Origin of the sequence: Collinsella aerofaciens ATCC 25986 (assembly GCF_964237925.1) — a bacterium.
GTDB classification, from domain to species: Bacteria; Actinomycetota; Coriobacteriia; order Coriobacteriales; family Coriobacteriaceae; genus Collinsella; species Collinsella aerofaciens_BJ.
This window is the reverse complement of the sequence record NZ_CAXSKI010000007.1, coordinates 90,765-117,727: the sequence shown is the minus strand read 5'-3', so window position 1 is coordinate 117,727 and position 26,963 is coordinate 90,765. Positions and strand designations below refer to the sequence as shown.

Annotated in this window: 20 protein-coding genes; 5 read left to right on the top strand and 15 right to left on the bottom strand. The window is 61.1% G+C overall.

Annotated features, from left to right (window positions below; translation table 11 throughout):
- Nucleotides 1-296: 296 nt before the first annotated feature.
- From ACESWY_RS04980 to ACESWY_RS04960, 5 genes are all read right to left on the bottom strand, one after another.
- On the bottom strand, nt 297-2,060 hold the full coding sequence (locus ACESWY_RS04980) for an ABC1 kinase family protein (RefSeq protein ID WP_373093100.1): 1,764 nt from the start codon (nt 2,058-2,060) through the stop codon (nt 297-299).
- 8 nt (nt 2,061-2,068) lie between these two features.
- Nucleotides 2,069-2,485: a hypothetical protein gene (locus ACESWY_RS04975; protein ID WP_117583986.1), complete on the bottom strand. Its 417-nt coding sequence runs from the start codon at nt 2,483-2,485 to the stop codon at nt 2,069-2,071.
- Nucleotides 2,486-2,584: 99 nt separating this feature from the next.
- Nucleotides 2,585-4,108, bottom strand: a complete 1,524-nt coding sequence (locus ACESWY_RS04970) for a C69 family dipeptidase (protein ID WP_373093101.1) — start codon at nt 4,106-4,108, stop codon at nt 2,585-2,587.
- Between the two features lie 355 nt (nt 4,109-4,463).
- Nucleotides 4,464-5,318: a bifunctional 5,10-methylenetetrahydrofolate dehydrogenase/5,10-methenyltetrahydrofolate cyclohydrolase gene (locus ACESWY_RS04965; RefSeq protein WP_368135086.1), complete on the bottom strand. Its 855-nt coding sequence runs from the start codon at nt 5,316-5,318 to the stop codon at nt 4,464-4,466.
- A 2-nt stretch (nt 5,319-5,320) separates the two neighbouring features.
- Nucleotides 5,321-5,953, bottom strand: a complete 633-nt coding sequence (locus tag ACESWY_RS04960) for a cyclodeaminase/cyclohydrolase family protein (protein WP_161159940.1) — start codon at nt 5,951-5,953, stop codon at nt 5,321-5,323.
- Between the two features lie 405 nt (nt 5,954-6,358).
- On the opposite strand from ACESWY_RS04960, the gene ACESWY_RS04955 reads away from it, so the two are divergent.
- The 3 genes from ACESWY_RS04955 to ACESWY_RS04945 all read left to right on the top strand — a co-directional run bounded on the left by ACESWY_RS04955 (nt 6,359) and on the right by ACESWY_RS04945 (nt 10,597).
- Complete coding sequence (locus tag ACESWY_RS04955; protein ID WP_373093102.1) at nt 6,359-6,958, top strand: hypothetical protein; 600 nt, start codon at nt 6,359-6,361, stop codon at nt 6,956-6,958.
- 241 nt (nt 6,959-7,199) lie between these two features.
- Nucleotides 7,200-7,793, top strand: coding sequence for a hypothetical protein (locus tag ACESWY_RS04950; protein ID WP_373093103.1), 594 nt, complete (start codon nt 7,200-7,202; stop codon nt 7,791-7,793).
- A 305-nt stretch (nt 7,794-8,098) separates the two neighbouring features.
- Nucleotides 8,099-10,597: a phosphatidylinositol-specific phospholipase C gene (locus ACESWY_RS04945; RefSeq protein ID WP_373093104.1), complete on the top strand. Its 2,499-nt coding sequence runs from the start codon at nt 8,099-8,101 to the stop codon at nt 10,595-10,597.
- 94 nt (nt 10,598-10,691) lie between these two features.
- Here ACESWY_RS04945 and ACESWY_RS04940 read toward each other — a convergent pair whose 3' ends face one another.
- Nucleotides 10,692-10,961 carry a hypothetical protein gene (locus ACESWY_RS04940; RefSeq protein ID WP_138340451.1) on the bottom strand — a complete coding sequence of 90 codons (270 nt, stop codon included), beginning with the start codon at nt 10,959-10,961 and terminating at the stop codon, nt 10,692-10,694.
- 168 nt (nt 10,962-11,129) lie between these two features.
- Between ACESWY_RS04940 and ACESWY_RS04935 the strand changes: the two genes are divergently transcribed.
- The gene (locus ACESWY_RS04935) at nt 11,130-12,179 is read left to right on the top strand and encodes a PDDEXK nuclease domain-containing protein (RefSeq protein WP_373093105.1); all 1,050 of its coding nucleotides are present in this window, start codon (nt 11,130-11,132) and stop codon (nt 12,177-12,179) included.
- Nucleotides 12,180-12,604: 425 nt separating this feature from the next.
- On the opposite strand, the gene ACESWY_RS04930 is transcribed toward ACESWY_RS04935, so the two are convergent.
- Nucleotides 12,605-13,942 (bottom strand): TFIIB-type zinc ribbon-containing protein, encoded by a 1,338-nt coding sequence (locus ACESWY_RS04930; RefSeq protein WP_373093106.1) that lies wholly within the window; start codon nt 13,940-13,942, stop codon nt 12,605-12,607.
- Nucleotides 13,943-14,160: 218 nt separating this feature from the next.
- Between ACESWY_RS04930 and ACESWY_RS04925 the strand changes: the two genes are divergently transcribed.
- Nucleotides 14,161-15,342 carry a cation diffusion facilitator family transporter gene (locus ACESWY_RS04925; RefSeq protein ID WP_373093107.1) on the top strand — a complete coding sequence of 394 codons (1,182 nt, stop codon included), beginning with the start codon at nt 14,161-14,163 and terminating at the stop codon, nt 15,340-15,342.
- A gap of 12 nt (nt 15,343-15,354) precedes the next feature.
- Here the strand turns inward: ACESWY_RS04925 and ACESWY_RS04920 are convergent, their stop codons facing one another.
- From ACESWY_RS04920 to ACESWY_RS04885, 8 genes are all read right to left on the bottom strand, one after another.
- The gene (locus ACESWY_RS04920) at nt 15,355-16,344 is read right to left on the bottom strand and encodes a hypothetical protein (RefSeq protein ID WP_373093108.1); all 990 of its coding nucleotides are present in this window, start codon (nt 16,342-16,344) and stop codon (nt 15,355-15,357) included.
- 179 nt (nt 16,345-16,523) lie between these two features.
- Nucleotides 16,524-18,191, bottom strand: a complete 1,668-nt coding sequence (locus ACESWY_RS04915) for a formate--tetrahydrofolate ligase (RefSeq protein WP_089572156.1) — start codon at nt 18,189-18,191, stop codon at nt 16,524-16,526.
- 144 nt (nt 18,192-18,335) lie between these two features.
- Nucleotides 18,336-19,403 carry a Holliday junction branch migration DNA helicase RuvB gene (gene ruvB, locus ACESWY_RS04910; RefSeq protein WP_117735946.1) on the bottom strand — a complete coding sequence of 356 codons (1,068 nt, stop codon included), beginning with the start codon at nt 19,401-19,403 and terminating at the stop codon, nt 18,336-18,338.
- On the bottom strand, nt 19,403-20,023 hold the full coding sequence (ruvA, locus tag ACESWY_RS04905) for a Holliday junction branch migration protein RuvA (protein WP_099431955.1): 621 nt from the start codon (nt 20,021-20,023) through the stop codon (nt 19,403-19,405). The genes ruvB and ruvA overlap by 1 nt, the downstream gene beginning before the upstream one ends.
- Nucleotides 20,023-20,544, bottom strand: a complete 522-nt coding sequence (gene ruvC / locus ACESWY_RS04900; protein WP_035137351.1) for a crossover junction endodeoxyribonuclease RuvC — start codon at nt 20,542-20,544, stop codon at nt 20,023-20,025. The genes ruvA and ruvC overlap by 1 nt, the downstream gene beginning before the upstream one ends.
- A gap of 294 nt (nt 20,545-20,838) precedes the next feature.
- Nucleotides 20,839-22,824 carry an NAD(+) synthetase gene (locus tag ACESWY_RS04895; RefSeq protein WP_373093109.1) on the bottom strand — a complete coding sequence of 662 codons (1,986 nt, stop codon included), beginning with the start codon at nt 22,822-22,824 and terminating at the stop codon, nt 20,839-20,841.
- Nucleotides 22,825-22,941: 117 nt separating this feature from the next.
- Nucleotides 22,942-23,304 carry a desulfoferrodoxin family protein gene (locus ACESWY_RS04890; RefSeq protein WP_089572163.1) on the bottom strand — a complete coding sequence of 121 codons (363 nt, stop codon included), beginning with the start codon at nt 23,302-23,304 and terminating at the stop codon, nt 22,942-22,944.
- Nucleotides 23,305-23,454: 150 nt separating this feature from the next.
- The gene (locus tag ACESWY_RS04885; protein WP_373093110.1) at nt 23,455-26,928 is read right to left on the bottom strand and encodes a DEAD/DEAH box helicase; all 3,474 of its coding nucleotides are present in this window, start codon (nt 26,926-26,928) and stop codon (nt 23,455-23,457) included.
- Nucleotides 26,929-26,963: the final 35 nt, after the last annotated feature.

Below are 26,963 nucleotides of genomic sequence, written 5' to 3'. Positions count from 1 at the left end.
CGCATGCAAGACGGGAGGCGATCCGACTTAACCTTAACGACTCGGGCACGTCGTCCGATCTGCGACGCGAGCATCCCGAGCCAAGAGGAATTACGGTTACTGGTACAGCCGGGGACTTGCACCCCGATTCTCCCAAATGCGCAGGATAACCGCGCATTCGTGCGTCTCCGCACCACCATCTAGGCCATCGATTATTACCGTCAAAATGGTATCACGCAAAAGGGCCTCGCACGCAGGCGAAGCCCAAGGTAAAAGCTATTGTTTGCGATAGGAGAATGCGGTGACGGTCGCAGCCTCTAGTGCTTGCCGCCGTGGCTGTTGAGCCAGATATTGCGACCCAGCATAAGCGCCAGCACCAGCGCGCTCACGTAGCCTATAAAGCCAATGACTGGGATACCAAACACAACCGGCTCGATGCGTGCATAGTACACCACCGACGAACCGATAAACAGACCGGCGATCACAATCGCCATCGACATGCGGTCGATGATTCCGCCCAGCTGTCGCAGCGCCTTATCGCTGCTCATGATCTGCGTGTTTACCTTAAGCTGGCCGCGCGTGAGCATGCGCGACGCCAAGCCCAGATACTCGGCCGCCTCGAGCGAGCCTTTTGCCGCGCGATAGCTGCTCGCTGCAAAGTCGCGGCTCATCTCGCGCATGCGGGCGTAGGTGCTCTTCTCGTTTTTGATGTGCGTCTGGATGATCTGGATCATGTTGACGTTGGGCATGTACTCGGTCAACAGGCCCTCGAGCGTCACCATGCCGCGGGCGAACATCGTCACCACGCTCGGCAGCTCAACATCATTCTTGCGCGCGAGGTTTAACAGCGAGGTCAAAAACTCGCCGATATCCAGATCCTTCAGGTCAAGGCCCGCAAAGTCAGCCACGATAAAGTCAAGATCGGACAAAAAGGCCGAATGATCGAGCTCAGCCGAGTCGCCACGCGTCACGGCGAAGCGCATGAGCGAATCCTTGAGCTTTGGCACGTCGCCCTCGGCCACGGCAAAGATCATATCCTTGACGATACCGCGGTCGTGGCTCGACATGCGTCCGACCATGCCCAAGTCGATAAAGTAAACGATGCCGTCCTTGAGGATGATGTTTCCCGCATGCGGGTCGGCATGGAAAAAGCCGTCATCGAGCACCTGCGTCGAGTAGTCCTCGACGATTGCGGCACCGATCTTTTCCAAGTCATAGCCCTCGGCCACCAAGCGTTCAGGATCGGCGATCGAAATGCCGTCGACGTAGTCCATAACCACCACGTGCTCGGTGCACAGGTCCAGATAGGATTTAGGGCACGTCACGCCATGAACGCTCTTATGGAACTCGTAGAAGTCGTTGAGGTTTTTGGCCTCGGCCAAAAAGTTGGTCTCCTCGCGAAACGAGGTCCACAACTCCTCGACTACGCCGTGCAGGTCAACGAATTGATCGGTGTTGACGAACTTGGAAACAATGCGCACCACCGAGCGGATGATATCGATGTCCTGTGCCATAACCTGCTGCGCACCGGGGCGCTGCACCTTAACGGCCACGTCCTCGCCGGTCACCAGGCGGGCGCGGTGCACCTGCGCGAGCGATGCGCTACCAAGCGGATTGGGGTCGATCGCGTCGAACATCTCCCCCAGGCGCAGGCCGTATTCCTCTTCCAAGCAGCGAAGCACTACCTCGTACGGCACCGGCTCCACGTCGGAACGCAGACGGCGCAGCTCATCGCAAAAGCGCTGCGGCAGAATCTCGGACCGGTTGGCCAGAATCTGCCCCATCTTGACGAACATGGGGCCGAGCTCCTCGAGCAGGCGGCGCAAGCGAACCGGCGTGAGGTTATCCCACACACGGTACTTTTTGACCAAGCGAACAATCTGCCCGATGCGTTCGCGACGACCCGCCGGCGTGAGCTGGTATTCCTCGTCCGGCGCCATCGCGTCGGGCTCTTCGGGCACCATATCGACAGCGCGCGGCTTTTTGCGAGCGCCCGAGACGGCGGCATCGACCTCATCGACAACCGCCGCCTCGTCACCCAAAGGATCTAGATTGTTGTAATCGGTGGTGGAATCTGCCATCTGCGCTGCTACTCGGCCTCTTCGGTATCCTTCGCATCGTCGGGCTCAACGGACTCGACGGGCACCGAGGTCACGTTGTCCTCGACCGAATCGACGATGTCGCGCACATGGGCCAGGAAGGCCGTGCGCTCGGGGGCGGTCATGACGCGGACCCGGGCAAGGATGAGCTCGTCAAGCACGCGCTGGGCCGCGGTCTCGCCCTGCATGCCCAAGCGCTCGGTCAGATCGGAGATGGTACCGCCGGCCTGCTCGAACATGTCGGACACACTGCGGGCGATATCGGGGGTGGCGGTGTCCTTGCGGACCTGCTCGCCCTTGGTGTTAAGGTCGTCGAGGACCTTCTTGCCGCCTTCGACAGCAACGGCGGCAGCGCCAAAGCCCACGTTAATGGCGCCGTTAACAAGCTGATCGAGTTTCATAACCATGGTTATCTCCAATCACAAACAACTGCATTGGCGTTCTTGTACCCAAGATTGAGCGAAAGCGACAAAGCGTTTTAGCGCTATTCGATCGACGGGAAATCCCTACCTCACGTTGTCATTCATCGCGAAAGAGTTCTTCATGGCGCAGCTCGTGGTGTAAAGCACCTCGCCCAGCAGGGCATCGGTCTCCACGCGAACACGCTCGGCAAAGGCCTCGTTGGCACGTGCAAGCTCGGCAGGCACCTCGACCTCGGGCAGAGCGGCTACGGCAGCGTCGACGTCATGGATCTGCTTGTGGCCCATGCCACCGATCTTCTCCTGATAATCCTCGACCGCGCGGCCGCACTCATGGAAGCGGACGTCAGCCAGCGCGCCGATCAGGCGGTTGGCCCAGTAGAAGTTTTCGGACGTCACGCGAGCCTGCGTGTCGGCATAGTACTCGGGCATAGTCTCGACGTTGGCGTACAGCGGAACCAGCGCGTTAAACGAGTTGGAACCAAAGGCCATCCACTGCACGGCGCGGTAGGCCGGCTGCGCATAGGGGCGCAGCTGCAACACGGCAAGCTGGCTGTTGCGGTTGATGCCGATGGGGCGATAGGCACCACGCGTAGCGGGCGTGCCCTTGCTGCCGTAGCAGTCGTACTCCGTGCCCTGGTAGTGGCTCGAGAGCACGTACTTGATGTCCTCGATGGTCACCTTGCGCTCGGGCACGCGGCTCCAGGGGATATCGTCGCTCTCGGGCGTGTAGTCGGCGTCGGGGCCATCCCACACGTCGCTGGGGTTGAGGCAGCGCTGCATGTACCAGGCGCGCGGCGTGTTGTAGACATGGTCGCTGTCGCTGTGCGAGCCAAAGGCCTCGCGCGGGTTAAAGACGGCAGCCGGGCCGTCGCTCTCGACGCCCAGCGTCAGGTCCAGATGCCACTCGGCCATCCAGACGCGCAGGTCGGCGGAGCACATATGGTCGGCCTGGGCGCCCTCGGCGTCATCCAGGTCAAAGCTGTCGATGCCCAGCTGGTTGGGCATGGTCACATAGGCGTCGTCAGGCACGCGCTTGGCGATCCAGTGGTGACCGCCGATGGTCTCGAGCCACCAGATCTCGTCCACGTCGCTAAAGGCGATGCCGTTGTTCTCGTAAGTGCCGTAGCGCTCGAGCAGGTCGCCCAAGATACGCACGCCGTCGCGGGCGGACTTGGCATACGGCAGCACCAGGGTCACCATGTCCTCCTCGCCCAGGCCACCGGGCTGCGCCGGCACATAGCCGTCCTCACCCTCGTTGCCCTTGGCGGGCACGTAGTCCACGAGCGGATCGGCGCCGCGAACGCGCTCGTTGGTGGTGAGCGTCTCGGTTGCGGACATGCCAACATTGAGCTCGTTGAAGCCCGCCTCGGCCCAAATGCCGTGGCCCGGGACAACATCGGGGACGCTCGTGTAGCGCATGGGGTTATCGGGCAGTTCAACGGTCAGGTGACTCAGGACGCTCGTGTAGACGCGCGGCTGCTCGTCGGGATGCACTACGCGCATGCGCTTGGGCTCAAACACCCCGTTGGACGAGTCCTCGTTACGCGCGACAAGCGTCGACCCGTCGTAGCTCGCGTTCTTACCAACCAAAATCGTTGTGCACGGCATGCGCATCCTCCTTGAGCGAAGAAATCAAACGGCAACAGTGTATCGCTTCGACGCAAAAAGGGCGAAACCACGGCCTCGGCAGCCCCCGTGGTCAAAAAATGCCAAATATGAGTACTGTCACAAATTTAGTGGCAGCAAATTGCACTGTTCCGGGCGCCGGGAATCCTCACCTGTCCAAAAACTGAGTCTAGTAATTCCCCATACGTCCAATAAAATTGGCTCTTTAACGATATTACTTATCGCTAAAGAGCCAAAATGATCTCAAACATATGTGACTAACTTGGCAACAGTACTCATATTTGGCATTTTTTGACCACGGGGTATCTAACCAACCCCCTAAACAGCCTCCAAACGCCTATTTTACCGCGCGCTCAGCCGCCTCGATCACGTGCTTGGCGAGAATTGCTGTCGTCACGGCGCCCACGCCACCCGGCACGGGGGTGATTGCGCCAACAACCGGCTCCGCGGCATCAAAATCGACGTCGCCGACCAGCTTGCCAGCGGCTTCGTCCCAATTAATGCCAACATCGATAATCGCCTGGTCCTCGCGGACCGCATCTGCGCCAATCGTGCGCGCGCGTCCAACGGCGGCAACCACAATGTCGGCAGCACAGCACTCGGCGGCAAGATCGCGCGTATGCGTATGGCACGTCGTCACGGTTGCGTTGCGCGCCGTAAGCATGGCGGCAACGGGGCGGCCAATTACCAGTGAGCGTCCGACCACGGCAACTTTGGCGCCGTCCAGCTCAACGCCGTAATGATCCAGCAAAGCAAGCACGGCTTCAGCTGTGCAGGGGGCAAAACCCTCGCCGCGCCCCGAAAGCGTGGTGAGCAGCGAAGCCGGCGTCATGGAGTCAACGTCCTTGGAGGGATCGAGCGCTGCGGCGACGGCGTTCTCGTCAAGGCCGGCGGGCAGCGGGCGAAACATCAGACAGCCATGAACAGCCGAGTCGGCATTGATGTCCTCGATGGCCGTCAACAGCTCGTCTTGCGAAACACCGGCAGGAAGCAACACGCGACGCGCCTCGATGCCAACCTTTTCGCAGCGTTTAAGGGCGCCGCGCTCGTAGGATAGGTCGTCCTCGCGTTCACCCACACGCACGATAGCAAGCGTCGGAACAACACCGCGTTCGCGCAGCGCAGCGCAGCGGGCAGCGAGCTCCTCAGTCAAAGCGCGGGCGACGGGAGCACCCTTCAGTAGCTCAGCCATGGCTATCCCCTCTTTCTTGCAGCGTCGGAGGCGCGGCGCGCCAGCGCATCGGCGCGCGGCAACCATGTGTCGAGCAACTCATCACACGCCGTCTCGAGCTCCTCGGCGCGTGCACGATCCTTCATAGACGTGGTGTTCGCAAAGAGCGTCAAGCTCGCGCCCTGCATGGCGGCGCGGCAGAATACGGCGCCGCACGCCACATCGGACAGCAGCTGACGCGAACCCTTGTCGGCCATGTCCTCGAGCAGCGCCAGTGCGCGCCCGCAGGCATCCATAATGCGATACGGCGGCATAGCGGCCACATGCAGCGCATCCTGAATCGCAGCCGGTCGGGCCGGGTCCTCACGCGGAATACCGTACGCAGCGGACACCTGGCCGTACGCACGAACGTCCTCGGCGACCAGACCCACAAGCTCCTGCGCCAACTCGTCTGCCTGGGCAAACGCACGCGTCAGGTCATCCGCACGATCAGCAAGCGCGGGATTGGTCGCACCGTAGCGGGCAACCATTCCGCACAGCGAGGCGCCCAGCGCGCCCACAAAAGCGCTCGCGCTGCCACCACCGGGAACTGGCTCGCGCGCGGCCAGCGCCTCGGCAAAACCGCGACAGGTTTTATCCATCATCTCTTGGCTCATACGCACACGCACCTTCAAGTCATATATATCGGTCGGGCGGCCGACGCCGGCCGACCGCATCGATCACGTAATGGTGCTAAGTCTAGCCCATAAGTACGCGAGCGTCAGCGCACCTGGCCATCGCGGATTTCTATGGCACACGATAGGCCATGCCAACGCAAACATGGGACACATGGCCCACCTTTCGAGACTCCCAAGCAGCACAAGCTGGGGCATATCTATAAGTAAGGAACCCGTTGGGGAACGGCCAGTAAGGAACCCGTTGGGGAACGGCCGCGCAACGGCCACAAGCGATGAACGGAGGCATAAGTCGCACAGTACACAGAGACATCCGCCGCCAGCGCAATCAGTACCCCAACAGCATGCGGCGCCGTGATGTCATCAGCAGACAAGGAGGACGCCACCATGATGAAAAAGACCCTATCAATCCTTTCCCTTTGCATCGCCCTCTTTGCCGCGCTCGCCCTTGTGGGCTGCGGCGGGAGCGCATCGGGCGGCGGCAGCGCCCCCAAGAGCGAGAGCAAGGAAAAGGCCCCCGTCGCCAAGAAGACCGACTGCATCTGGTTTAAGGTCGAGATGCCCGAGGGCGTCGGCGTAAGCGACTCTGCCGGCAAGAATGCCGACAGGGTCCAGCTCACCTTCCCCGAAGACGAGAACGCCTCGGCCGATCGCTTTATCCCCGTTTGGAAAAAAGCGCTGACGGCCGAGGAATCCCACGCCGACCAGGCGGAAAAGAAGGGGGATACGTTCCAGTGGAAGGATGGCGGGTCCGTCGAGTATAACGGCAGGACGTGGCTCGTCGGAACATACGAGGACAACAGCGGCATCTCAACCATGCTTTTTACCGATGTTGAGCCGGGAAGCGTCTACGTCCTCATCTCGAACTTCGACCAGCACAAGAAAGAAGCCGAGGCACTCCTCAACTCCATCGAGTTCCCCGATGACATGGAAGAGGCAGTTTCCGAGGCACGCGAAGTCGAGATTTCGAGCATCGAGATCAAGTAACGGGACACCCGCACGCGCCTACGCGCACCCGCGCACATGCGCCCCATTAAAACAACGGGCGCCCAACCCGGGGAGGGCCGACAGCATCGGCCCTCCCCTCTTTTGCGACCGCACATATTGCCACTTGTCGGCGCAATTCCAGCCCCCAGAATGGGACACATGGCCCACCCTAGCGAGCCGTCCACGCGTACAGTAAAGGCAGGTAATCCATGGGCGGTTACAGATCGAGGAGGACACGACCATGAAAAAGAAGGCCTTTGCGATTCTCACCCTCTGCATCAGTCTCTTTGCCGCGGTTGCCCTGGTGGGCTGCGGTGGCAGCGGCGGCGCTACCGGCAGTGGAGGTGGCGGCGGAGCAGAAAAGCCAGCCGTGGACATGAGGACCGACTTCATTTGGTTTAAGGTCGAGGTCCCCGAGGACGTCGAGATCACCGACGTTGCCGGCGACACGGCCGATAGGGCCCAGTTTAAGTTCACCGAGAGCGAGCACGCCAGCGATCGCTTCATCCCCGTCTTCGACTCTGACAAGAACGCCGATGAACTGTTCGACTACGAGGCAAAGTGGAATGCCAGCTTTGAGTGGACCGAGAATGACCCCGTCAAGTACAACGGCAAGACCTGGCGCAACGCCTACTTTACACACTCGGGCGGCGTGACGACCGAGTACTTCACCGACGTTGACGGTGGCAGCGTGTATGTGCGCATCGACAACGTCGAGGAGCACAAGGACGCCGTCGAGACCATGATGAAGTCTCTGGAATTTGCCGACGACATCGCCGAGGCCAAGACCGAGGCCATGGACGTCAAGCTCGACGATATCGAGATCAAGCGCTAAGTAACTGGCGAGCGCAGCGGGAAACACGGGCGCAGTGCAAACAAGCGACGGTACCCCAGCGCTTCGTACCCAGGGAGGGCCGGTAAACCGACCCTCCCTTTCTTATGCCGGTAGCCAACGAACGCGAGGATGCCGGACGCCGGAACCGCTCCAAATGTAGCAACAGTACGAAAACGACAAGCACCCCAACACGTCCGCCCGCCGATTTATTGCGCCGCGCAGACAATTAAACCAGCATCTTTAAACATCTGAGCAGTATAGTGACCAAAACTATCGCATAACCGCACTCTACGAATGGAGAAGTTATGACCGAACACCACGCCATCAGCCGCCGAGCATTTACGTTGGGCCTTGGACTCGCGGCGTTGTCGCCACTTGCAAGCCTGCCCGAAACCGCGGCATTGGGCATTGGCCCACGAGCGGCATTTGCAGACGACGCTGCCACAGCGTCGGTCAGCCTCGACAATTTCGTCATTCGCCTTCGCCCCGCGGGCTATTTTCGTACCGCAAGCGTTAACGAAGACGGCAACGTCATCGGCAACGTCTGCCATCTGTTTAATGACGGCACGTCCAGCAAGCTCATCCTTGAGAACGTAACGACCAAGAATGACGATACAAACTGGTATGCTATCCGCACCTTGCTCAATTTCGAAGAGCATAAAAAGACGGGCTACAGCATTTGGTCGGTCGACGACGACTCTGACAAAGATGGAAAGGTCATCCACGTATGGGGCGGCGAGTATGACAACAAGCCCAGCCGCGCTTTTGCGTTCGAGCGTCAATCAAACGGAACCTATATCATCCGAGACCGCACGGTCGAGAAAGAAACCGAGAAAAAAGACATTAAGTACCTGGCAATAGAATCGAACGGCGAAGACCAGGACAACAATAAGATCTGCCATAAGAGTAAGAGCATTCCGTGGGAGCTCGAACTTATCGGTTACGACATGAAAAAGAACGATGCCACGGTTAGCAGCCTCGACTGGATCACGTACAGCAGCTACGTCGATGGGCCATGTTGGATGAAATACGTCGACGACAACAAGTTCCTCGACGAGCTGAGCATCCCGGGTACGCACGATTCGGGCACCTGCAGCGTGGACAACGACACTGAGCCCCAATCCTCGCAAGTAAAATGCCAGCAGGATTACATTCCCACGCAGCTGCTCGAAGGCATTCGCTATTTTGATATCCGGCTCGGAAAGGGCGACGACCCCGGTATCGACCACGGGGATTACTACCTGCTCAAAAAAGACGCGTACTTTATGCATCTTTCCGATGTCATAGGCTACTTCAAAACGTTTTTGAACGAAAACCCGACAGAAGCGCTCGTCATGCTTGTATCACGAGGCAACGACGAGGCTACCGACGAAAGTGTTACGACGGCTTTCGCCAAGGTTTTGGACGACAACCCCAAACTGTTCTATACGTCGAGCCGAATCCCCGCGCTACACGAGGTGCGCGGAAAGATCGTTCTGCTGCGTCGATTTAGGCTCGCCGGCAACAGTGTAAGCGGCCACACGTGGGGCCTCGACCTTACCGAATGGGATGACAAGATCAAGGCTCACTCCGACAGCGCCACTATGTGTCTCGTCCAAGACGCGCGGGGCTTTGAAGCCGCGGGGGAAACAGGCGACAAAGAGCCCTATTGCACCAAGGTATACGCCCAGGACAAGTACAAACTCACGGGAACCGACAAGCTCAGCTGGGTCGATAATGCGCTGAAGGAAACGACCGGGCGCACGCGCAACGAGGTAGATGTCGAGGACGACAACGGGGCCAAGGAGCAAGTCCTGGAGCGCTGCTGGTCTATCAACTACACCAGCTGCACGGGCTTGTCGCACGGAGGCAATCCTTTTACCTCGGCACGAGTAGTCAACGAGCATCTGTATAAGAGCCCGTACATCAACCCCAGCGGCACCGAGGATACAAAGTCAGATTACCTCAAGCACATTGGCATCATCGCATCCGACTTTGTTGATGCGGCGCTGGCCCGGAGCATCTACCAGCGCAATTACGATACGGAGCACAAGCAGACGGCTTCGTACTATCTCCCGTACTATCTCCCGACCCGCATGCGCATGACGTACGGCGACTCGCTGAGCGATGCCTCATTCCAGGATGGCAAGACCGTTGGCGAGGGTCATTTCCGCCTTGCTGACAGCAGCAACGCGCTCAACGCGACAGCTTCGGGCCATGCGTTTGCCATTGAATACGTGGATGTCGACGCCCTGGGCAACGAGACCGTTACGGGGCTGCAGGGCTCTGTGCCCATCGATATCGATCCACGCGCGCTGACGCCCCATTTTGAGGGACTCGAAGGCCTTAAGGCCGGCGAAGACGTGCGCGCCAAGATTGCGGCATCACTCGAGGGCAAGCTCGAAACCGATGCCTGCACGGCCCAGCTCGAGTTTGTGCACGACGCGGACGGCGCTCCGGGCACGGCAATGGCCGAGGGCGAAACATTTGCCGCAGGAACGTACTGGGTGCGCGTGAACGGTCTCTTGGGCGACGCGGCGCAGAACTACACGCTCGCCAGCGACGGAGCCGCAAGCTTTACCGTAGCGGCCTCGGGCAGTGCGGGCGGCACCGGCAGCGACACGGGTTCCAACGCAGGCGGCGCCGACAAGAACGGCAAGAGCAACAAGAGAGGCCAGGGCAAGAGCTCGGGCGGAAAGCTCGCCAACACGGGCGACGGCTCTGGCGTTGCCGCCGGGCTCGCCGCTGCCGCCATGGCGACAACGGTCGCCGGCGCGGCGATGCTTGCCAATGACCGCGAAAACGTTGGGGACGACAGCGAATAGGCAAGCCCGCCTTTTAGACACATCGACTCAATTGGGGGGCGCAGAATACCGTTCTGCGCCCCGATTTTTACCTTAGCCCGAACACCGTTATCGGCTACATCACCATGTTCAGCGCATTCACGAACTCCTGAGCTTGGGAGCGGCTGCTCAGACTAAAGACACAGGCAGTCAACAGCCTGTTGCGTAGGAAAACGTCGCGGCCCTTGATCCTGCTGACCCCCGTAATGTCCTTAAGATAAACAATCTCGGTGTGCTTGCCACCAAAAGTGCCCTTCTTGAGCACCTCGATGCGGTTAGGGTAGATCTTGACGTCTTTAAACCTACCCGAACCTTTGTCCTGGAACAGCAGCGTGTTGTTGTCCATACGCGTCACTCCCGTGGGGTTCGCTAAAACTGTCTCTATGGCCACATTTTAGTCACCGCAAGGCTCCCATGCGAAGGTGCCAGACAGCAAAGCAATTCGTGTCCGCGCGAGGCTTTAAACTAAATGCGATAAAGATGCATTCCACAAGAGGAAAGTGGGGCGACAGTGATGGGCGAACTGGTAAACCGTGGAGAATCGGCAATCGTGACCGAAGGTTTTTACAAGCAGGTCTCCTCGATTCTCAACGCCGCTCGCGACAAGGCCTATACCGCCGTTAACTTTGCGATGGTTGAGGCATATTGGGAGATCGGCAAGAGTATTGTAGATGAACAGGGCGGAGAGGAGCGCGCAGCATATGGAGAGGCATTGATTGCAGGCCTCTCCAGAAGGCTTACCGCGGATTTCAGAAGAGGCTTTGGCATCGCAAACCTTCGCAATATGCGTCAGTTCTTTCTTGCGTTTCCAATTCGCGACGCACTGCGTAGCGAATTGAGCTGGACTCATTACCGCAGGTTGATGCGCATTTCCGACCCTGATGCTCGCACCTGGTACATGAACGAATGCGCCGATTCTCGTTGGAGCACGCGTCAGCTCGAACGCCAGATCAACACCATGTTCCGCGAGCGCCTACTTGCCAGCAAGGACAAGGAGGCCGTCACCCAGGAAATCCAAAAGAGCGCCCCGGCTCGTCGCCCCGAGGATATCATCCGCGACCCATATGTACTGGAGTTTTTAGGTTTCTCGGACGATACTGCGTTTCGCGAGAGCGATCTAGAGCAGGCGCTCATCACGCATCTTCAGAAGTTCCTGCTGGAGCTTGGCCGTGGTTTCGCTTTCGAGGCGCGCCAAAAGCGCATCACCTTTGATGGGCGCCATTTCTATATTGACCTTGTTTTTTACAACTATCTGATGCGCTGCTTCGTGCTCATCGACCTTAAGACGGACGACCTTACGCATCAGGACCTGGGCCAGATGCAAATGTATGTGAACTACTACACGCGCGAGCTCATGAACGAAGGCGACAATCCGCCCATAGGCATCGTGCTCTGCGCGGACAAAAGCGATTCGATTGTCGAGTACACGCTGCCCGAAGACAACGACCAAGTGTTTGCCGCCAAATACCTGCCGTATCTTCCAAGCAAGGAAGAGCTGGCGCGCGAACTAAGCGCCGAGTACCGCGCCATCAACGAAGCGACTAATGGCGAAACGCAAGGGTAGCAGCACGTTGCGACCGAAGCCACCGCAGCCGTCGCAGGCGCACTCGCGGTTGCGACGCACGCTACGAAACAATACCGGTCATGGACGCCGGCAACGACATTCTAGCCGTGGCTGGCGAGCGTGACCTGACAGGCAAAGACGCGGCCTTCGTCTGATGTGGGTCCATTGGCTGCCACAGAAAAGGGCCGGTTGCAGCCGGCCCTTTAGACGATAATACCTGCGTTGCCCGCGCTTCCGAAGTGTGACTAGCTGAGGAGCGGGTTCCGCGGCACAACCTGATTTTACCCAGTGAGGAGGCTCTTTTGCAGCCGCTCCACTGTTTATTTACATCTGGCACCCTCAAACAATCAGACGGCAGCCCGCACTCCTGAGAGCTGCCCCGCACCCCCGGCCATCACCTTACGGCAACAACCGGTGCTACTCCCCTACTTCCCAAATAGCGCACCCAGCAGACCGCGGCGTTTGGGCTTCTCCTCTCGGTAGGAACCCTCGACGGCGGCTGCAACCTGGCGCGGTTGCTCGCCGCCTCCACGGCGCACGATCTGGTACAGGAAGGGCGATTTAACGTATTTGACCTCGACGGGCGTGGCGTGCACGGTGCTCTCGCCGGACAGATGCAGGCTCGGGCTGAGCGACGCCACGATATGCGTTTCGCGCTTGTCGCTAAACACCACCGCGGCCGCGCGGCCCGTCTGGCCGTTTACGGCAATGCGCACCTGCTCGCCATCGCGGCCGTCTGTCGCCGGACGATCGACAAAGTAGACCGGCACCATCACCAGGCCGTCCTTATGTTTGCGGGCCTTGCGCGCCCACATGCGAATGCTCTTTTTATTGAGCCCCAGTACAGCCTCGGCGTCGTTGCCCGCAACGTCGAGCGCCAACTTATCAATGACCACCTGGTCCTTGGTAGACGCATCGACTGAGACAACGCGAAAGTCACCTTCCTGCATGGCGGGATCGAACGGACCGACCTTGGCAAAGTCCCACGGCTCCAAAATGCCCATGAGGCGAACGTCCAGGTAGTTTGCCCTGGGGTATGCCCAGTCGAGCACCTCGTAGTACACCAAGGCCTCCTTGCTCAGGCCCTTGCCCGGGAAGCTCGCCATCATGCGCAAGTCCGCCAGCGCCATGGGGAAATAGAAGAGCATCATGTCGTTTTGGATCGCGTCTTCCACGTCGTGCCCGGCAAAGGCATCCGGATACTGGCGCACCAGCTGCAGCGCGTTGGCACGTGCCTGCTGCGGCGAGATTTCGCAGGGAATACCCTGCTCGGGCACATACTCCGCACCAACGCCCATGGTCAGGCGCTTGCTAAACGTCCCCGGCTTGAGCAGGTCCGCAATGCCGATCTTATTGCCGCAGGACGGGCACTCAAACACACGCTGCGTTGACTCGCCCTCAAAGGACGCTCCGCAGAAGGGGCAAGGAATGCTCACATGCGTGGCCTCTTGGAACTCCTGCGCCGTGCCGCGATCCTCCCACAGCAGATGTTCCAGGACCGACTGATTGCGCCAGTGCGCATTGAAGAAATACCAGTCCGGGTCCTGCGGGCGCTCGAGTTGCGACACATGCGTGAGTTTGAGCAGTCCATCCACCACCGTCAACGGCGTATGGCGAATACCCAAAGCGCTCTTGGGCTCTCCGGCGTCCGCCCGCCACGGAACCACCGTGCCGCAATAGGCGCACTCAAAGCTGCGCTTAGCCTGGTGCGAGTACATAGGGCCGCCGCAGTTTTGACATTTAATGGCAAACATCTCGTCCATGGAAACGTCCTCCTTTGCACAGGGGCTGTCGACATTAAGTATGTCGAGCAAGCAGGCACATGCCCATACCCATGTGGCCCAAAATGGACCACCCAGGCAGACGAGAAGGCTCGCTCGTTAGCATCGGCAGACTATTGCTGCATTTTCTGAGCATCGATGCACGGCGCCCCCGCGCGAGCTACACTATCCCCTTAAACATGATTGTGAGGACGACCGCTATGCTATTTGTAAATCGGCTGGTACATACGCTTGTTCCCGGCAGCGAGGGCGAGCCGGTCGATGCATCTTGCCGCACCAACGCGGGCTTTGCCGCAAGCCTCATCTGCATTAGCCTCAACATCACCCTGTGCCTAGCCAAGGGCATCGCGGGCCTGCTCGCCGGTTCCGTCTCCCTCATCGCCGACGCTTTCAACAACCTCTCCGATGCCTCGAGCAACATCGTGAGCCTGCTCGGGTTCCGCCTTGCCAGCCGCCCGGCAGACGAAGGCCACCCCTATGGCCACGGTCGCTATGAGTACCTAGCCGGCCTATTCGTCGCCGTCCTGGTTTGCGCCGTCGGCATCAACCTGATCCTCGAGTCGGTCGCTAAGATCATCAAGCCTTCCCCCACTGCATATTCGGTGCTCTCCTTAGCCGCCCTCGTCTTGTCCATGCTCGTTAAGCTCTGGATGGCCGCATTCAACCGCACGCTGGGCGACCGCATCGACTCGGAGACGCTCATCGCCACAGCGCAGGACTCCAAAAACGACGTCATTACCTCGGGCTCGGTCTTGGTGGCGGCGCTTATTTCGCAGACGACCGGCTTTGACCTCGATGGCTGGGCAGGCCTGGGTGTGGGCATCTTTATCTGCATCAGTGGCATGGGCCTAGTGCGCGACGCCATCAGCCCGCTGTTGGGGCAAGCGCCCGACCCCAAGCTCGTCCAGGCAATCCGCGACAAAATCATGTCCTATCCGCAGGTCTTGGGCACACACGACCTGATGGTGCACGACTACGGCCCTGGTCGTCAGTTTGCCAGCGCCCACGTGGAGATGCCCGGCGAGGGCGACGCGTTTGAGCACCACGAGATTCTGGACACCATCGAGCACGACATCAAGCGCCAGATGGGCATTGGTATCACGCTGCACTGCGACCCCATCGCGACAACCGGCGATGACTTGCGCGGCTGGGTCAAGCGCGGCGTCATGCAGATCGATCCCGCGCTCTCCATCCACGACCTGCACGAGCACGACGGGTTCGTTTCGTTTGACCTGGTGCGTCCCGACGGCTTTGACATATCCGACGAGGAGCTGCTGGAGCTCGTCACGCGCATCGTGCACGAGCGCCGGCCCAACGTCTCATGCGTCGTCACGTTTGATTCGGGCTTTAGCTCGCCCGACCGTCCAGCAGAGCAGCTGTAGCCCACTTACCAGCTAGTTTCCCTGCACGCCCGAGATGCCGTTTTGCAGCGCGTTCCAGGCATCCGTCGCCATATCACCCAGGTTCTGAGCGGTGTCGCCCAGGTTCTGGGCCGTGTCGCCCAGCTCTTGGGCCTTGTCTCCCAACTCCTGTGCCTTGTTGCTCAAGTCCTCCAGCGTATTGGAGCTCGAGCTGTCGGTACCGCTTTGGCCGTCGGACGAGTTGCCCGAGCTGTTCTTGTGCGTGAGTTGAATTTCGAGGTTGCCGTTGTCGTTATAGTAGGCAGAAGTAACGACCCAGTTGGCATCGACGACGGGCGTTGAGCCATCATCAGTCAGGACCACGGCATTCGAAAGATCGGCGCCGCGCGACTTGAGGATCTTCTTGGCGTTGGACCAGTACTGCCCCGGGATATCGCTCAGATCGACGGTGCCGGACTGGGTAGTCTCAGTTTGCTCGGCAGCGGTATCGGCCGTTGAACTCCCTCGCTTGTTGAGCATGCCCGACACAATGGCAAACACAACCGACAGCGCAAAGAAGATCGCCAGCACGATGAGGATTTTCTTGATCACGCTCGACGAACGCGACGGCTTCTTCTCCTCGTCCTCGCCATATTGCGGAATCGACTTGGGGTACTCGCGATACGGCTCGCGCGACTCGTAGCGAGACTGCGCCGTGCGAGGCATATACGTCGTCTGCTGAGGCTGCGGAATGGGATTATGCGGCAGGTCATCATAGGGATTCGGCGTCGAGGCGGCATAAGAATCCTGCGGCGCGTAATCAAACGGGTCCGGAGCTGCGTTGCCATAGGGGCCTTGCGAAGATGCAGCGTAAGAATCCTGCGCCGTGTCGCCATAGCCCATAACCCGGGTGGGCTCGGCAGAAGGCTGCGTCGCGGCGGGGTCGGTATAGCCGGGGTTGGGAACAACGCGGGTCGCATCGGCGCTATCGCCAGCCTGCGCGGAACCGTAGCCGCCCATCACGGTTGTCTTGTCCTGATCCATGCAACGATTCCTTTCCGTCGCGCGTGAGCCTCAAGTTATCCATGCATTCTACCCGCGCAAAAGCCTATGATGGGCAGAGCCCGTCGGTATCTACAAGACATGCGCGGGCCTAAGGATAAAAAAGCCCCGCCGGGCCTTGGGGGCACGGCGGGGCGGGCAGGCAGCTAGGGGCAACAGGCTTAGAACAGGCCGGTGATGTTGCCGTCGTTGTCGACGTCGATGTTCTCGGCCGCGGGAACCTTGGGCAGGCCCGGCATGGTCAGAACACTGCCAGTCAGTGCGACCACAAAGTGGGCACCGGCGGAAACCTTGAGCTCGCGCACCGTGATGCGGAAGTTCTCGGGAGCGCCCAGGGCCTTGGCGTTGTCGCTAAAGCTGTACTGCGTCTTGGCCACGCACACCGGCAGGTTGCCAAAGCCGTTCTCGCGCAGCTCGGCGAGCTGGCGCTTGGCGGCCGGCGTAAAGTCAACGCCGTCGGCGCGGTAGACCTTGGTGGCAATGGCCTCAAGAGCGTCGGCCACATCGGCGCCGTCCTCATAGGCAAACTTGAGCTCGCTCGGCTGCTCAATCAGACGCATGACCTCATCGGCAAGCTCGAGCGCGCCCTCGCCGCCCTTGGCCCAGACCTCGGAAAGCTTAACGTTGACGCCGAGCTTCTGGCACTCGGACTCGATGAGCGCAAGCTCGGCCTCGGTGTCCGTCGGGAAGCGGTTGATGGCGACCACGCAGGGCAGACCATAAACGTTCTGGATGTTGTCGACGTGACGCAGCAGGTTGGGCATGCCGGCCTTGAGTGCCTCGAGGTTCTCCTCGTTGAGGTCGGCCTTGGCGACGCCACCGTTGTACTTCAGCGCACGAGCGGTCGCGACGACCACGACGGCGCTGGGGCGAACGCCCGTCATACGGCACTTGATGTCGAGGAACTTCTCGGCACCCAGATCGGCACCGAAGCCGGCCTCGGTAATGGCAACATCGCCAAAGCGCATCGCCATACGCGTGGCCATGATAGAGTTGCAGCCGTGGGCGATGTTGGCGAAGGGGCCGCCGTGGACAAACGCGGGCGTGCCCTCGAGCGTTTGCACCAGGTTGGGCTTGAGCGCGTCCTTAAGCAACGCGGCCATGGCACCCTGGGCCTTAAGGTCGCGGGCACGGACAGGCTCGCCGGCAAAGCTGTAGCCGACGACGATCTCGCCCAGGCGCTCCTTGAGGTCGTTAATGCTCGTAGACAGGCACAGGATTGCCATGACCTCGGAGGCGACGGTGATATCAAAGCCGTCCTCGCGCGGCACGCCCTGGGCCTTACCGCCAATGCCGTCGATGACGTGGCGCAGCTGACGGTCGTTCATATCGACGACGCGCTTCCAGGTGATGCGCTTAACGTCAATACCGAGCTGATTGCCCTGCTGGATGTGGTTGTCGAGCATGGCGGCCAGCAGGTTGTTGGCAGCACCGATGGCATGGAAGTCACCGGTAAAGTGCAGGTTGATATCCTCCATGGGGATGACCTGAGCCCAGCCGCCGCCGGCAGCACCGCCCTTAACGCCAAAGACGGGGCCGAGCGAAGGCTCGCGCAGGGCCACGGCGCTCTTAACACCGCGACGGCGCAGGCCGTCGGCCAGACCGATGGTCGTGGTGGTCTTGCCCTCGCCCGCAGGCGTTGGGTTGATAGCGGTCACGAGGACGAGCTTGGCCTGGTGATCGGTCGGCTCGTTGAGCAGTGAATAGTCAACCTTAGCCTTGTCGAAGCCGTACGGAATCAGGTGCTTTACGTCGACGCCGGCGTTCTTAGCCACCTCGGTAATGGGCAGCGGCGTGACGGAACGTGCGATTTCGATGTCAGTAGGCATGGGCGGTCCTTTCGTTACCGAATGAGAAAAAGACCAATTCAGCATAGCACGGGCGCGCAATAGTAAAACACCCGTAACCGATGAATGGCGATATGTTTATCCAATGCTCAGCGATAGCCTACAGACTAGCCAAAACAAAGCGCCCTAAACGGTAGGTTCAATACCCAAGTGCTCAAAGGTGCGAAGGGTCGCCTGACGGCCCTGCGGCGTACGAATCATCAACCCGCACTGCAGCAGATACGGCTCATAGACATCCTCGAGCGTGCCAGGGTCCTCGCCCACCGCGCTGGCAAGGGTCGTAAGTCCCACGGCACGACCGGAGAACGTCTTAGCGAGCGTCTCCAAAATGCGAATATCCATCCAGTCCAAACCGAGCTCGTCGATCTCGAAGAACTCGAGCGCCTGGCGGCAGATATCGAGCTCGATGGGGCCGTTGCCGCGCACCTGTGCGTAATCGCGCACGCGCTTGAGCAGGCGGTTGGCAAGACGTGGCGTGCCGCGCGAACGCGAGCCGATCTCGAGTGCACTGGGATGGTCGATCGTCACGCCCAGGATAGTCGCCGAGCGCGTCACAATCTGCGCGAGCTCCTCGACCGTGTAGTAATCCAGGCGATATGAAATGCCAAAGCGGTCGCGCAACGGGCCGGTCAACATGCCTGAGCGGGTCGTTGCCGCCACCAGCGTAAACTTGGGGATATCCAGGCGAATCGAGCGCGCCGCCGGACCCTTGCCAATCACGATATCGAGGGCAAAGTCCTCCATCGCGGGGTACAGGACCTCCTCGACCGAACGGTTGAGGCGGTGGATCTCATCGATAAACAGCACATCACCCGGCTGCAAGTTAGTAAGGATGGCCGCTAGGTCGCCCGTGCGCGCGATGGCAGGGCCACTCGTGGTCTTGATCTGAGCGCCCAGCTCGTTGGCGATAACGGTGGCCAGCGTGGTCTTGCCCAGGCCCGGAGGGCCCGAGAAGATCACGTGGTCGAGCGTCTCGCCACGGCTCTGCGCCGCCTCGATCAGCACTCGAAGGCTCTGCTTGATATGTTCCTGACCGCAGTAGTCGTCCAGGCGCTGAGGGCGCAGGGTACGGTCGACATCGAGGTCTTCGGGCGTTAGCTCCGAGCCCACCATGCGCTCGCCGTGCGCCATGGATGCCGCCGGCGAGTTGCCGGGCGTCGCCCACAGGTCCTGAGAGTCATCGGCTTCCCACATCACGCATCCATTCCGAGTCGCTTAAGCGCCGCGCCGAGCAGATCCTCGACACGCATATTCTGCCCGTCATACCCGCTCAGGGCAACATCGGTCTCCTGCGGGCTAAAGCCCATGGACAGGAGCGCCGCACGGGCGTCATCGATGGCCGAGGGAGCGGCAGCGGGCACGGGCATCGCAACCTGGCCGGGAATCACGTCGACCGGCACAAAGCCCTTATCCTTGGCAAAGGTGCTCTTGAGTTCCAGGATCAGGCGCTGAGCTGTCTTTTTGCCCACACCTGGTACCTTGGCCATGCCCTTGTCGTCCTCGGCCATCACCAGCGAATACAGCTGCCCCACGGTATAAGTGGAAAGCACGGCGAGCGCCAGGCGCGGGCCAACGCCCGAAACGGACACGAGCCGGTCGAACATCGTGCGCTCATCCTTAGAGGAAAAACCGAAAAGTGTCATGGCGTCCTCGCGCACCTGCATACGCGTGTAGAGGCGGACCTCGCCGCCGGGCGTCGGCAACGTAGCCGCAGTACTGCCCGAGATGCCGAGCTCAAAGCCAACGCCCGACACATCGACGACAGCAGAGCTCATCGTGGACTCGACAAGCGTTCCGTGGAGCTGGGAAATCATCAGTATCCGGTTCCTCTCTGTTGATAGAACTCGCCACCGGTGAGGGCGCGGGTGCGGCTGAGGTTTACGTGGCAGATGGCGCAGGCCAGGGCATCGGCGGCATGGTCGGGATGCGGGTCGTGGTCGAGCTGTGTTAACGTGCGTACCATGTAGGCGACCTGCCGCTTGTCCGCGGCGCCGGTGCCCACCACAGCCTGTTTGATCTGCATGGGCGTGTACTCGCCAATCTCGAGCGCGCACTCCGAAAGCGCCACAAGCGCAGCACCGCGGGCATGCGCCGTGGGGATGGCCGAACGAACGTTGGCACCAAAGTAAATGCTCTCGATAGCAGCGGTATCGGGTCGATAACGCTCCACGACACCCTTGAGGTCGCGGGCGATATGCGACAGGCGCACCGCGAGCGGACTGCCCGCGCTGGTCTCGATACAACCGTAGGCACGGCAGCGAACCTCGCCGCGCCGCTCCTCGATAATCCCCCAACCCGTATGGGCCAAACCGGGGTCAATGCCCAAGATAACCAAGCCAACCTCCCCTCGCCACAAGCACAGCACAAGACAAGGCCCCGCGCATCATTCACGAACGTCTGTTCTAGAATAACACAACAGCGACCGTATCTAGCAAGCAAGGTTGAACCATAGGTTGAGCATAAGTCAGCGAGCGAGTCCCTGCCGTGGCAAGGTGTCGCGAAAGAGGAGCGCCGCGTACTTCTGTACGCAAGCGACGGTTTGAGCGGCAGATTGCCCGGCAGGGGCTCGCGCAGCGTCGACTCGTTACGCGGTTTGGTAAAACCGCGTAACCTTGGCCCTATCCCATAGTTAGTTCTGCGAGAAAAAGGGAAACTGACGGGGATCCACCGGCGGATGCGGCATCGGACCACCCTGGGGACTACCTTGCGAGCCGCCCTGACCGCCCATCATCTTATCGATGGCGTCCTGAACCTCGCCCTCGAACTTTTTCATTCCCTCGTGCAAACGACGCTGACCGTCCTCAGAGCGCAGCTCCTCCATCTGCTCGGGCGAAATACCCAGTAGCTCGCCCAGCACGCCCATCATCTCGTTTCGCATGCGCTCGCTCGTATCCTCGTCAGCAAAACGGCGCACCTCGGCGCGCGCCAGCGAATCGACCGACATACGCTCCTTGCCATTAAGCCCCAGGTCGGACCACGCGAGCATGTACGGCCAAGAGCGCTCGGCAAACGAGCGGGACGAGACGATCGGTGCCGTCGGCAACATGCGGCGGGCAGCCTCACCCTGTCGAACGAGCATCAGCAGCAGCGAGCAGGCCTCAGGCTTGCCAGCGGCCATCGGGATATCGTCGAAAGATCGATTGCGGTCCACATGCGCCTCGAGCGCGCCATCGACCTCACCCGGCTCAAGCCCGCCGAGCAGCTGTGCCGCGCGGTCGAGCATATCGACCGGACCGTCGAGCGTCGAGAGCGCCTGCGCCAGCACTCGCTCCATGCAGTCTTCCACCGCGTTGAGCGTCACGAGCTCTTGGGGCACCACGGCAGACGTGCGGTTGCGCACACGCGCCACAAACTCAAGCGTCGACAGGTACACATCGCCAAAGGGCGCGTAATCGCCCTGGTAGCCGCCGCAAAGCGCCGGCGCCGCCAGCGCGTACTCGGTTTTGGACAGCGGGCTCAGCGCCATCGCACCCAGCTCGAGCGCTGTGTCCTCCAGCATGAGGCCCAGCGTGCGCGAGCGCAGACGCTCGGCATCGCCCGCCGACACGCCGCGATCGAGCACACGCGCCGCATCCGGTGCATCGCGCTCGACGGTGCGAATGTGCAGACGCTCGGCGATGGCGCGGGCGGCGGCACAGCGGGCAGCCTCGGTCTCTTCCTGCGCTGGCGTAAAGATACGGTTGCGCCCCAGCACCAGGCCAATCACATTGCGCGGGCCCAGAGCGTCGACGGCCAGCGCCGCCAGCAGGGACGACGGCAAGTCGCCCTCGAGTGCCACCACAGCACGCGACGCACCGTGGGCTCGGGCGTTGTCGCGCACGGCGAGCACCAGCGCCTGCCACAGCCACTCCTCGGAACGGAACTCGGGCAGTTCGTGATCTTCCAGGGCATCGAGCATCACGCCGCGTTGAATCTCCTGAACCAGCAGGCTCTCCTCAAAGCACGGCGCCTGGGCCACCACGCGCCCGCAGTCGTCGAGCACAAACGATCCGCCGGTATACACCGACTCGTCATAGGCGCCGACCGGCGCCATGCAGGCAAACCACACGCTGCGCTTGGATGCGATCTTGCGGTAGGCGCCGCTGCGAACGGCGGCAATGGCGGCAGTCTCGCGGTCGGTCATGTCAAACGCGTTGAATTGGAAATACGCGATGAGGTCGACGCCGGTCGGCAACATCTCGAGCTCGCGGTCCAAGTCAAAAATCACGGTGATGCGCACGCCGTCCACGTCGAACACCGGCGGCGCCCAACGCGTGTCGTTGTTCTCGCCACGCTGCAAGGCAATGCTCGAACGCGCCGGCACCACATGACCGTCCTTGAGCATCATGTAGTCGAGCAGCGGCTGGCCCTCAAACGAAACCGCCGCGGGCACGATGCAGATCATGTCAAGCTCCTGGATGCGCTCGGCGACACCAGTCAAGCCGGCAAGCATGTCGTGCTCAAAGTCGGCAGCGCCCACCAGGCCACCGGGCATGGCGCCCATAAAGAGCGGAGCCGGAACGCACAGCACGCGCGCCCCGCGCTCGTGGGCCAGACGAGCCTGGTCCTCGATGCGGCCGCAAATGCCCTCAATATCACCCAGGCGCATATCGATCTGTGCAAGCGCGAGCTTCATGGCTCAGCCCTTTCCGTCGTAAACCATCGAAATCGTAGTAAAAGCGCCGGCCGCATAATGCAGTCGGCGCTTGCATGTGCATATGCTAGCTATGATACCCCGAGCGGGGGCGCGCTCCTAGAACGTCGCGGACCACAGCCCGTGCAGGTTGCAGTAAGCATAGACGGTACCGGTCTTGGAGCCGCCCGCGAAAAACGTTGCGGGTTTCATGCCGGGCTCAAGGTAATGGACCTCCAGACGGCCCTCGGCCTCAAGGGCGATCCACTCAATATAGTGCTCGGGCAGGCTGGGGTGCTCGACCGAGCCAACGCGTGCGCGAATCACGTGACCGTCGCGCTCGGTCTCGACAACAGGCACGTGCTTCTCGTGCGCCGCGTCCTCAGTGTTTGCGGTCAGTTCCGTGCAACCGGCAGGGGTTGCAACGTCGTTGCCAAGGGCGGCAATGAGCTTACCGTCGGGGTCCTTAAAGAATTTCGCCATGATGTTCTCCTTTGCTGACGTGCCAATGTTCTTGACGGTTCTTATGCCCAAAGGCAGACAAACCATCCACGGCATTGCAAATGAACACATAACGGGCGGGGACGATGGGGCAGCGTGCGCTATCCGCCCTGGCGGCCCCACCCGAGCGGGTTAGCGCCCGTCGCCGCCCAGCAGCGCCAGAACATCTTCGCGGGTAAACAGCGCCGACGAGATGCCGTCGCCGCCGAGCACGCTGTTGACCAGGTCGCGCTTGGACTCCTGCATCTGCATAATGCGCTCCTCGATCGTGTCCTTGGCGATGAGCTTGTACACGGTCACGGTATGTTGCTGGCCAATACGGTGCGCGCGGTCGGTCGCCTGGTCCTGCGCCGCCACGTTCCACCACGGGTCGTAGTGGATGACCACGTCGGCCGCCGTCAGGTTAAGGCCCACGCCGCCCGCCTTGAGCGAAATCAAAAAGACCGGAACCTCGCCCGCTTGGAACTGCGCGACCATCTTGGCGCGGCTCTCCTTAGACGAAGCGCCCGTGAGCTTAAGGAAGGCGATGTCCTCCTTGGCCAAGCGCTTACCGATGATATCGAGCATACCCGTAAACTGGCTGAACAACAGGATGCGATGCCCGCCGTCGAGTGCGCCGTGCACGAGCTCCATGCACGTATCGAGCTTGGCGCTCCCCGCCTTGTAATCCTCGTAGTGTAGACGCGGGTCGCAGCAGATCTGGCGCAGCTTGGTGAGCTCGGCGAGCACCTTGAGCTTGTCCTTCTTAAACTCCCCAGCCTCGCGGTGCTGCACCTGCTGGGCGATGCGGTCCTGGTTGGCCAGGTAGAGCTTGCGTTGCTCGCCGGTAAGCTGTGCCATGACGGTGTCCTCGATCTTCTCAGGCAGGTCGGCCACCACGTCTTCCTTAACACGGCGCAGCACAAACGGCGACACGAGCGCCCGCAGGCGAGCGGCGCTATCGCCCTCGGCATGCTCGACCGGGCTTTCGAAGCGCTTGGCAAACGACTCGCGCGTGCCAAGCAGGCCCGGCATCAAAAAGTCGAAGATGCTCCAGAGCTCGGACAGGCGATTTTCGATGGGCGTGCCCGTCAAGGCAAAGCGCACACCGGCCGGCAGGCGCTTGGTGGCGCGGGCCACCTGGGTGAGCGGGTTTTTAATGTACTGGGCCTCGTCGAGCACAACGCGGGCAAAGTCCTGCTCGGCATACTCGTCGATATCGCGGCGCATGAGGTCATACGACGTCACAACCACGTTATGCTCGGCCACGCCGGCGATCTGCACGCGGCGTTGAGCCTTGGCGCCCACGATGGCGCACACATCGAGCGACGGGGCAAAACGCTCCAGCTCGGCAGTCCAGTTATACACGAGCGACGCAGGACACACCACGAGCGTGGGCTTAGTGTCCCCCGCCTCCACGCGCGCCAGGATATGTGCGATCATCTGCAGCGTTTTGCCCAGGCCCATATCGTCGGCCAAGATACCGCCGAGGCCCAGGTGCTCGAGCGAGCCGAACCACTGGTAGCCGTCGACCTGATAGCCGCGCAGTGTGGCCTTGAGAGATGTCGGCACCGTAAAGTCCATCTTGCCGAGCGTATCCAGGCGTTCGACGGTACGACGGAATGCGGCATCGCGATCGGCTTCGAGCGCGGGCGTGCGCGCAAGCATGCTGTCGACGAACAGGGTACTCGACGCGGGAAGCGACACGCCGTCGAGCAGGTCGACGGCATCGACGCCCAGGTCCTCGGCAAGGCCAAACGCAGCGCGGGCACCTTCATCCAGGCGAACGATGTCGCCGGACGTAAGGCGCGCGAACGTCTGGTGGCGCTTATACGAGTCCAGATAGATGGCAAGGTCGCCCGCCGAAAGCCCGCTCGCACCCAGCTCGACGTCGAGCAAGTTACTCTTGACGGTGGCGCGCACCGAGAGCTTGGGCGCAGGGCGGACCGAAATCTGGCGCAGGCGGTCGCTGAGCATGACCTCTCCAAGCTCAGACAGGGCAGACAGGCCCTCGGTCAGCAAGTGGAACAGGCTCTCGTCATCGCGCTCCTCAAACGCCAGGCCGCCCTCGCGGAAATCAAAGTACAGGGCAGCCGTGTCCATAACGCGAAACTCCGCCAGCGTATCGCGGGGCGGAACGCCGGGGCGTTGCTCTTCGAAAGGACTGCCCGGAGCACCAAGACTAAAGAGATCTGCCGACCAATCGCCGTAGGCCACCGTAATCTTGCAGGTCACAAGGCCATCGTCGACGCCAATCGCCATGGCAAAACTCGGCTCGGGCGCCACGGCGTCAAGTACGGCGGGAGCGGTCAGGTCGGTGTAGTCGCGCAAGATCGGCAGCGCCATGCGGCAGAACTCGCCCACCTGGTCGGCGGCGATATGGACCGGCATGCGGCAGGGCAACAAGTGCGATAGGAACGGCGCCGCATGCTGGGCAAACGCCGTGTCGGTACGGCGCGCGCGGCGCGTATCGACCAGATAGGCTGCGTCGCCTGCGACAAAGCAGTACGTATCGGCCGGCAGGCGCAAGTCGTAGCTGCCTCCCGCCGCCGGTGCAATCTTGGCGGCAAGGAGCGGCGGGCGCTTAGCCGGGACTTCGCCCTCCCCCTGCGGCGACGGCTCGACTGCCACCTCGTAGGCGCGATGCGTCGTCGTTCCCCGCGACCAAGCAGGCTCAAAGGACATGGTCCTGCCGCGCAGCAGGTCCAGCACGGACACGATGGAATGCTCGGATACCGGCAACTGACGCTCGGCGACAAAACCGTTGCGGACAAAGTCATACGACGCCGAGCGCGAGCTCGTAATATCGCCTAGGTAGGCGACCGTCATTGCGATAAAGTCGAGCAGCTTTGTCGACACGTCATCGAAAGCCTCGGGCACATGGGCAAACGTAAGCTTCTTGCCATAGGAGAACGTACCGCCGCGCACATAGGCATCGGCCATGCCGTCGATATCCTTAACCACGTAGGACACCGAACCGCTACGAATGCGAAACTCGAGCGCCCAGTTAAAACGATCGGCAAACAGCGGATTGTAGTACGGCACCAGCGAGGGCTCCAGCACCGCTTTGGGCGCATCGGGGTCAATGGTGCTGGCGAGCTTGCGACGCATGACCGCGAGCTCGTCCATGCGCGCGTCCGAAAGATCGGAAAGCGCCGCCACAAGGCTCGGGCTCGTGGGGACGGGCGCCGGGAAGGGAAAGTTGGGGTTGACCGCAGATGCGGTGGGCGCGGGGCGCGTGGGCTGCTTGGACTGTGCGGGCGGTACTGTAAACGTGCGGACCGGCGTGCGCAAACCCTCGACGGGCTCGGCGCCACTGGCATCCAGATACGCCAGCGCCGTGGCGATGGCGTGCTTGCACATGCCGGAATAGCGGAAGGCGGCGGGGCAATCGCAGTCGTAGTCGATAACCTCGTGCTCGTCCATGTCGAGCGCCACGTGCGTCTTGTACAGGTCGCCGCGCGAGCCACGCACTGCACCCTCAACCGTCACGTTTTTGGAGAAGCGCGAGCCGCTGTCCTCGATCGACAGCACGGCGCCGTTGAGCATGAGCGAGCGGCCCTTCATAAAGGTGCCGCTCAGCGCCGCCTCTTTCCGGAGCGCCTGCACAAACGTCCCCTGTGCCATCACTTCCTCCAATCTCGCACCGAGTACCTCTCAGC